6 protein-coding genes and 2 pseudogenes are annotated in these 7,047 nt (G+C 61.1%); 6 read left to right on the top strand and 2 right to left on the bottom strand.

Annotated features, from left to right (window positions below; translation table 11 throughout):
• Window positions 1-87: 87 nt before the first annotated feature.
• Both JKL46_RS33750 and JKL46_RS33745 read left to right on the top strand, forming a co-directional pair.
• Window positions 88-942, top strand: a pseudogene (locus JKL46_RS33750) (trans-sulfuration enzyme family protein); the annotation flags it as partial.
• A 75-nt stretch (window positions 943-1,017) separates the two neighbouring features.
• Window positions 1,018-1,230 (top strand): annotated as a pseudogene (locus JKL46_RS33745) (dodecin).
• A 175-nt stretch (window positions 1,231-1,405) separates the two neighbouring features.
• On the opposite strand, the gene JKL46_RS33740 reads toward JKL46_RS33745, so the two are convergent.
• Window positions 1,406-1,636, bottom strand: a complete 231-nt coding sequence (locus JKL46_RS33740; RefSeq protein ID WP_201842772.1) for a NepR family anti-sigma factor — start codon at window positions 1,634-1,636, stop codon at window positions 1,406-1,408.
• Between the two features lie 236 nt (window positions 1,637-1,872).
• Here JKL46_RS33740 and JKL46_RS33735 point away from each other — a divergent pair, with 236 nt between their 5' ends.
• Entirely contained in the window at window positions 1,873-2,460 is a 588-nt protein-coding gene (locus JKL46_RS33735; RefSeq protein ID WP_201842769.1) for a peptidoglycan-binding domain-containing protein, read from the top strand.
• Between the two features lie 132 nt (window positions 2,461-2,592).
• Window positions 2,593-5,343 carry a DNA translocase FtsK gene (locus tag JKL46_RS36125; RefSeq protein ID WP_246529716.1) on the top strand — a complete coding sequence of 917 codons (2,751 nt, stop codon included), beginning with the start codon at window positions 2,593-2,595 and terminating at the stop codon, window positions 5,341-5,343.
• 381 nt (window positions 5,344-5,724) lie between these two features.
• Here the strand turns inward: JKL46_RS36125 and JKL46_RS33725 are convergent, their stop codons facing one another.
• The gene (locus JKL46_RS33725; RefSeq protein ID WP_201842768.1) at window positions 5,725-5,931 is read right to left on the bottom strand and encodes a cold-shock protein; all 207 of its coding nucleotides are present in this window, start codon (window positions 5,929-5,931) and stop codon (window positions 5,725-5,727) included.
• Between the two features lie 203 nt (window positions 5,932-6,134).
• Here JKL46_RS33725 and JKL46_RS33720 point away from each other — a divergent pair, with 203 nt between their 5' ends.
• Together JKL46_RS33720 and JKL46_RS33715 are read left to right on the top strand one after the other, a co-directional pair.
• Complete coding sequence (locus JKL46_RS33720; RefSeq protein ID WP_201842766.1) at window positions 6,135-6,371, top strand: BrnA antitoxin family protein; 237 nt, start codon at window positions 6,135-6,137, stop codon at window positions 6,369-6,371.
• A gap of 47 nt (window positions 6,372-6,418) precedes the next feature.
• The gene (locus tag JKL46_RS33715; RefSeq protein ID WP_201842764.1) at window positions 6,419-6,826 is read left to right on the top strand and encodes a DUF3574 domain-containing protein; all 408 of its coding nucleotides are present in this window, start codon (window positions 6,419-6,421) and stop codon (window positions 6,824-6,826) included.
• Window positions 6,827-7,047 lie beyond the last annotated feature (221 nt).

Raw genomic sequence — 7,047 nt, 5'->3', positions numbered from 1 at the left:
AGGTTCATCACACGCCCTCCGTATGATGGCTCTTCCGACTATACCTCGATCCGTCAGCTTATGACACAGTAGTACTATGCGGGCGTCGCGGAACTCGCTCATGATATCCTGCCCAAGCACGGCATCGCTGTCACCGCCGTCGATACGTCGAACCTTGACGCTGTGGCTGCGGCAATGCGGCCGAACACCAAGCTCGTTCACATCGAGACACCGGCCAATCCAATCATTCGTCTGTCGGACATAGCCGCCATCGCTGAGATCGCCCATGCTGGAAGAGCTGAACTCTCAGTTGATGCAACCATTTCCACACCACTCGGCACCAAGCCGTTGGCACTTGGCGCCGACTACGTCGTGCATTCGTTGACCAAGTACATCGGCGGCCATGGCGATGCCTTGGGCGGAGCCGTAATCGGCCGCCGGGAGCAGATTGCCACCTTGCGTAAGGGCAGCCTCATCCATCTGGGCGGTTCGCTCTCGCCCTTTGCCGCTTGGCTCATCCTACGCGGCATGGAAACCCTGGCGCCCCGCATGATGATGCACGAGGCCAACGCTCGCCGGGTCGAGGCCTTCCTGGCGGATCACTCGAAGGTCCGGTCGGTATTGTGGCCGGGCTCTCCCCGCCATCCGCAGCATGAACTCGCTCAGCGCCAGATGCGCAACTTCTCCGGCCTGCTGGCTTTCACGGCCAAGGAAGAGGGCGGAGCATTGGCGCGCCAGCTTGCCGAGCGCCTGCGGGTCATCTCGTATGCGGTTTCGCTCGGCAAGACCAAGAGCCTGCTGTTCTACATTCCAACAGAGGACATCCTGCAATCCTCCTTCCACCTTGAGGGGGAGGGGGCTCGCTCCTACCGCGAATGGGCGGCTGATGGGGTGTTCCGTTTCTCCGTTGGACTGGAGGACCCGGATGACATCATCGCCGATCTGGAGCAGGCCGTCGGGTGAGCGAATCCGATGAACGGCCTTTCGTATGGGAGCAGGTGTGTCGCTCGTCGGGCTCGTAGGCCACGAGAGCATGTGATGTCAGATCACGTTTACAACATCGTTGAACTGGTGCGCTCGGCGATGACCAGCATTGAGGATGCCATCCAGACGGCGATCAAACGCGCCGGCCAGACATTGAGAAATCTGCAATGGTTTGAGGTCGTCTAGACCCGCGGTCACGTCGGTAACGGCGAGGTCAAGCATTATCAAGTCGTGCTCAAGGTGGGATTTACGCTCGAGGACGCGTGATCTTGGGCCTTCGGACCTGCTTTGCCTCAACGTGCAGGGCCAATCCTGCGCGGCAAGGTGCAGGAGGCTCTGCGGATCGGCCTCGCGAAACCATGGTGTCGCGTCGAACGCGAGGGCTAGCGTCGGCCGTGTTACACGAGGCTCGGATCATCATGCACGTCCCGGATATCGCAGCTCACAGCGTCGACGTGGGGTTCGATGGCGAGCCCTTCTGGTTGAGCAGGTCCAGAAGATACTGCGGGAGTGGCTCCCCCATCTCCCGGTCGTACATGGCCCGCAAGCGATTGCCGAGACTGGTAAGACTGGAACGGCTCAGCTTGTGGTCGGGAGGCTTGTTGTCACCGCCGCCTCCTGCCGCTGATGCCAAGGCCAACGTTCCCTCGACACGGGACCCACCGTCACTCATCCGCTTTTCTCCTCGGAACTGCTTGCCTGCGAACGGTGGCGACTGATTATGGCATTGCCATGCACGAAATCGGGCGATCACCTTCGGTTAACCATGGTGAACCATTCGCCTTGAACGATTCGACTTGTGCCACAAGCCCGACCCAATGCGGCGCTGATGTGCGCACACAACGCTCTTGGAATGTCTGCGAACAATCGGCGAGTTGTCTTATGCGCTTTGGAAGAACCCACGCAGGATTGCAGTTTGGCGTGACAGGCATAGGTCTCGCGGCTGCGACAATCATCGGGTGGGGATCGTTCACCTATTCCGTCCTGTCCACGAAATCTCAGGAGCACGATCTCCGGCGCGAGGTTTCGCAACTTCGGCAGCGGATCGATACGGTCACCGCAGAGCGCAATCAACAGGCGCAGGCAAATGAACGGAGAATTCTGGCAGGCGAAGATCTGAACACCATGCTGGTGCGCATTGAAGTAGCGACCGAAGAGCTCCAGCGGCTGAATTCTCTCAAGGCGAGCGTTGATCAGGCGATCGAGCAGGCCCGCCTTCAGTTTACCGGAGCGTCGGAACAGTCTGTCGATTTCACGGAGCGCCCCACCATCAGCACGACGTCATCTGTTCGTTTGTCGAAGCGGGAGGTCCGCGCCGCGCAGGAAGCGCTCGTAGACTTCGGATATGGCAAACTGAAAGCGGACGGGTCTTTCGGCCCCTCGACCCGCAAGGCTGTCAAGGCCTTTCAACGAGCCAACGGTTTGCCTGTCTCGGGTCGGCTTGGAACGGCCACCTTTCAGGCGCTGAGAACCCACACGGCCGCAGTCGCTCAATAGCTCGTCCTGTCCACCGAGTGGCATCGCGATCGGACCAACTCTCTGGTCTAACCCTCTGTTTACGGTTTGCACGCAGAGTCACGCCAAGGCCGGACTCAGCCCGGCAGTTCAGGTTCCAGTTGCGTTGAGATCATGCATTCGACCCGTAAGCCACCTTTCGCCCCACCACCTCTTCCCGGAGAGAACAATGCCCGTGAGATCACCAACGTCGTGCGGTTGCGACAGGCTCGAAGGGGCGCCGAAAGCGATCCAGCCCAGGACCCCGGCGAGCCGCCGTGGAGACAGGCCTTCGTTCTTGCCGAGGGAGTGAAAGCCACTCGCACACCCGATCGGGTCATTCGCGCCCGCAACGGCCATCCAGAGCCCGTGACGACCGGACCTGAGGAGCACGGCCTTGCAGTCGACGCGGCTAGCGGCAAACCCGTCCGCACCATCACCGCCGAGGGAGCCGAGGCGGCTCCTGAGCCGACGATCCGAAGCCAGATCGCAGACTTGCGGTCGGCCTTGGCAGCCGAGGATTCGGTTTCGGAACGGCTGACACTCCTGGCCGACAAGGAAGCTGCCCTGGCTTATGAGGGTGGCGGGGAGGGGGCTGGCGCTCCGCGCCGGATGATCGAGACTGCAACACGCTTGCCGTTCACAGCGCAGGCTTCAGCCCCGGATGAAGTGAGCCATCAGGAGCAAAGCCCGGAACTCCAGATACAGCCTACCACCGCGTCCTTCAGCTTGGCGTCTGCGGCCCTGTCCTTCTCGTGGCAGGGCACCTCCTACGGGTTGACAGTTAGCCCAGTGGGGACCTTGGACGCTCTCCCGGCCAGTCATACTGATGGTATGGCGTTTGCTGACAGCGGGGTGGCGAACGATGCAGCCTATGGTGGTGGGAGCGATCCATTTGAGGCGATCGAACCGGAGAATGGTACCACCGTCGAAGCCTCACTGGCATCCGGGCCAGTTCCGGAGAGCATCACCAAGTCCGACATCATCGCTATCACCGTGGAAGCACCGCCTTCTGCTGAGACAGAGACCAGCGTATCGGGGCCTATCGAGGTGGAGATCGATCTCAGCTACCTCGCTCTGTTCGATGATCTGGTGCTGACCACGGTTAAGAAGCCGCCGACGGGGGAGGGGGCGCTTCCGCTGTGGACCAAACCGCTGGTTGATCCTGTGCCTGATGAGGCAGCCGTCCCCGTTCAGGAGCACGGTGAGCAGGTGCCGATGCCTGATACCGCAGCAGACCAAGACTGTGCAGCAATTCCTCGCACCGAACCGCTTCAGGAGGTGGGCCCGATCGTCGATCTGCCCAAGGTTGCTCCATCGACCTGGGGACATCCGATCTCGCTTCCGGCAGCCATCGGGGACTGGTCCTACCAGAAACCGGACATTACATTCCTGGCTGAGCCCCCAGACCGCGAGGGACCAGAGCTGACTGAGGACATTTTGGAGGAAACAGCGGGCCGGCTCGAGAAGGTCATCCGCGACTTCGGCGTGAAAGGCGAAGTGATCCACGTCCATCCCGGCCCGGTGGTCACTCTGTACGAGTTCGAGCCCGCTCCAGGCATCAAGTCAGCGCGTGTGATCGCATTAACCGACGACATCGCGCGCTCGATGAGCGCGGTCTCGGCCCGCGTCGCGGTGATCCCGGGTCGCAATGCCATCGGGATCGAGCTGCCGAACGCGACCCGCGAGACCGTGTATCTTCGCGAGCTCCTCGCCTCGCAGGACTTCGAGGCCACCAAGCAGAAGCTGCCTCTCTGCCTCGGCAAGACCATCGGCGGCGAGCCGGTGATCGCCGATCTCGCCCGCATGCCGCACCTCTTGGTCGCCGGCACCACCGGCTCGGGCAAGTCGGTGGCGATCAACACCATGATCCTGTCGCTGGTCTACCGGCTCACCCCGGCCGAGTGCCGCCTGATCATGGTCGATCCGAAGATGCTCGAGCTCTCGGTCTATGACGGCATCCCGCACCTGCTCACCCCGGTGGTGACCGATCCCAAGAAGGCGGTCGTCGCCCTCAAATGGGCGGTGCGCGAGATGGAGGACCGCTACCGCAAGATGTCGAAGCTCGGGGTGCGCAACATCGACGGCTTCAACGCCCGCGTGAGTGAGGCTAAGGCCAAGGGGGAGGTCATCACCCGGCCCATCCAGACGGGCTTCGACAAGGACACGGGGGAGCTCACATATACGGAAGAGGTCATGGACCTCACGTCCTTGCCCTACATCGTGGTGATCGTCGACGAGATGGCCGACCTGATGATGGTGGCCGGCAAGGAGATCGAAGGCGCGATCCAGCGTCTCGCCCAGATGGCGCGGGCCGCCGGCATCCACGTCATCCTGGCCACCCAGCGCCCGTCGGTGGACGTGATCACCGGCACGATCAAGGCGAACTTCCCGACAAGGATCTCGTTCCAGGTGACCTCGAAGATCGACAGCCGCACGATCTTAGGGGAGATGGGCGCCGAGCAGCTCTTGGGGCAAGGCGACATGCTCCATATGCAAGGAGGCGGCCGCATCGCTCGCGTACACGGCCCGTTTGTTTCGGACGCTGAGGTCGAACGGGTTGTTGCTCACCTCAAGCGCCAAGCTAAACCCGTCTACGTGGAGGCCGTCACGGCGGAGGACGAGGAGATGGAGCTGGAGGATACTCCCGTCTTCGACGAGAGCGAGACAGGGCTTGGATCGGGCGAGTTGTTTGACCAAGCGGTCTCGATCGTACTGCGGCACAAGAAGGCGTCGACCTCATACATCCAGCGGCGGTTGCAGATCGGCTACAACCGAGCGGCCTCGCTGATGGAGCGCATGGAGAAGGAGGGCATCGTCGGGCCCGCCAATCATGCGGGCAAGCGAGAGATCCTGATCGGAACGGGTGGAGCAGACGAGGACTGAGACTGGCAGAAGACCGGACTGGCACACGCAAATGAGCATCGGCTCAGCCTCTAGCAGTCAGGGCAGCCTGCCAGCGTCATCTCATCTCCACACCGTGCCCCCGGGGAGCCCCAAGCGCTCCCCGGGGGCTTGGGTTCCAGGAACTCTCTCGCCGTACGCACAAATGTCTCACAACATCAGGAGGCAGATGTCTTGTCTGAACCCAAGATTCAAAGGCCTAATTGCGCAATTTCGCGTTTAGACGGCGTTCAGTCTTGTAGGAGGGGATGCTCTTAATCTGACAGGAGGAAGCGCGCTCGATAGGGAAGGCACAAAAAAGGGCCGCCCCATCGGGGCGGCCGGTTCAAACGGCGGATTATCCGCATCGTCTCTTGAAACGTCCTAGACCTTCAGGTCGATCGCCGACTCCTTGCCGGTCCTGCGATCGGACTGGACCTCGTAGGAGACCTTCTGCCCTTCGCTCAGGCCTCTGAGACCGGCGCGTTCAACCGCGCTGATGTGCACGAAAACATCTTTGCCGCCGGTGTCCGGGTGAATGAAGCCATAACCTTTGGTCTCGTTGAACCACTTCACAGTACCAGTCGCCATTGTCGTCTGTCGTCCCTCTCCGTCGGCGCAAATGGTGTCTTGATGCCATTCTGCCTTTGCTGTCCCATCCCCAGCAGAAGAAGGCTAGTTGTGGGAGCAAGGATTGGCAAGCATCAATGGAATGCCCGTCCTTGAGTTGCTCGATTGATAAATCTCGCTAGTTTTCCAGAACATAGAAGACCCGATTTAGCTGGGGGACAATGATGTCGAGATCGTCAGGTGGACGCCGTCCAAGCGATCCGCTGAAGGCTGCGGAGGCAGCTTTCAGGACGGCGACAACGAAGCCGATCGAGGAACCGCAGAAAACTCCTTCCCTTCCGGGCGTGAAGGAGACCGTCACTCTGCGCACCAGCCAAGATGTGCTAGAGTTCTTCCAGAAGGACAGCCCGGGCTGGCAGAACCGGATCAATTCAGCCCTACGAAAGGCCAACGGCAAGTGAATGGCGGTCACCCGAAGCAGGCCAACTATATGCACGGGATTGGGATCTTGGCGCTGCTTCTTCTGGGTATGACAGGCTGCGCCTCGTTTTCTCTGACCCCGCATCCGAGGCGATGGACGTGCGAAGCCGGCGATCAGTCGATGGTCCGCGACACGCTCTACTTTGGCCGCAACCGCCCGAAGGGAGGAGCAGTTCGTGAGGCCGAGTGGCAGCGGTTTCTGAATGAGATCATCACGCCACGCTTTCCTGATGGCCTGACGGTGGTGAAGGCAACCGGGCAATGGCGGAATGCAAGCGGCCACATCGAGCGAGAGGGATCCGAAGTCGTGACCGTGCTCCACTCCGGTGATCCCACCGCACGGGGCAAGATTTCTGAGATCATCGCAGCGTACCGGCAGCGCTTTGATCAGGAAGCCGTCCTGCGCGAGCGGGCCGCAACCTGCGCACGGTTCTGACCAAACTGAAAGGTAGGTCGACCTAGCCAGCAGCTTGTGAGCTGCGAAGTGCCCCGCTGAGCAAGGACGCTTGGGCAGCCCTTAACGATTTGCTGACCATACCGGGCACTTGCCGGATCGTGTCTTGAACCCCTGCCACAATCGGCCGTTAACCACGCGGATGTGTTCAGTGAGGTTGCGTACATGACACCGATCCTGTCCCCATGGACCCGCCCCGAGCC

Origin of the sequence: Microvirga zambiensis WSM3693 (genome assembly GCF_016735695.1) — a bacterium.
Taxonomy (GTDB): Bacteria; Pseudomonadota; Alphaproteobacteria; order Rhizobiales; family Beijerinckiaceae; genus Microvirga; species Microvirga zambiensis.
The sequence above is the reverse complement of the archived record's forward strand: the minus strand, read 5'-3'. Positions and strand labels throughout refer to the sequence as shown.

Bases quoted from the DNA above. Each gene is read 5' to 3' on its own strand.
- JKL46_RS33740 (WP_201842772.1), bottom strand. From the start codon at position 1,636: ATGAGTGACGGTGGGTCCCGTGTCGAGGGAACGTTGGCCTTGGCATCA.
- JKL46_RS36125 (WP_246529716.1), top strand. From the start codon at position 2,593: ATGCATTCGACCCGTAAGCCACCTTTCGCCCCACCACCTCTTCCCGGA.
- JKL46_RS33725 (WP_201842768.1), bottom strand. From the start codon at position 5,931: ATGGCGACTGGTACTGTGAAGTGGTTCAACGAGACCAAAGGTTATGGC.
- JKL46_RS33720 (WP_201842766.1), top strand. From the start codon at position 6,135: ATGTCGAGATCGTCAGGTGGACGCCGTCCAAGCGATCCGCTGAAGGCT.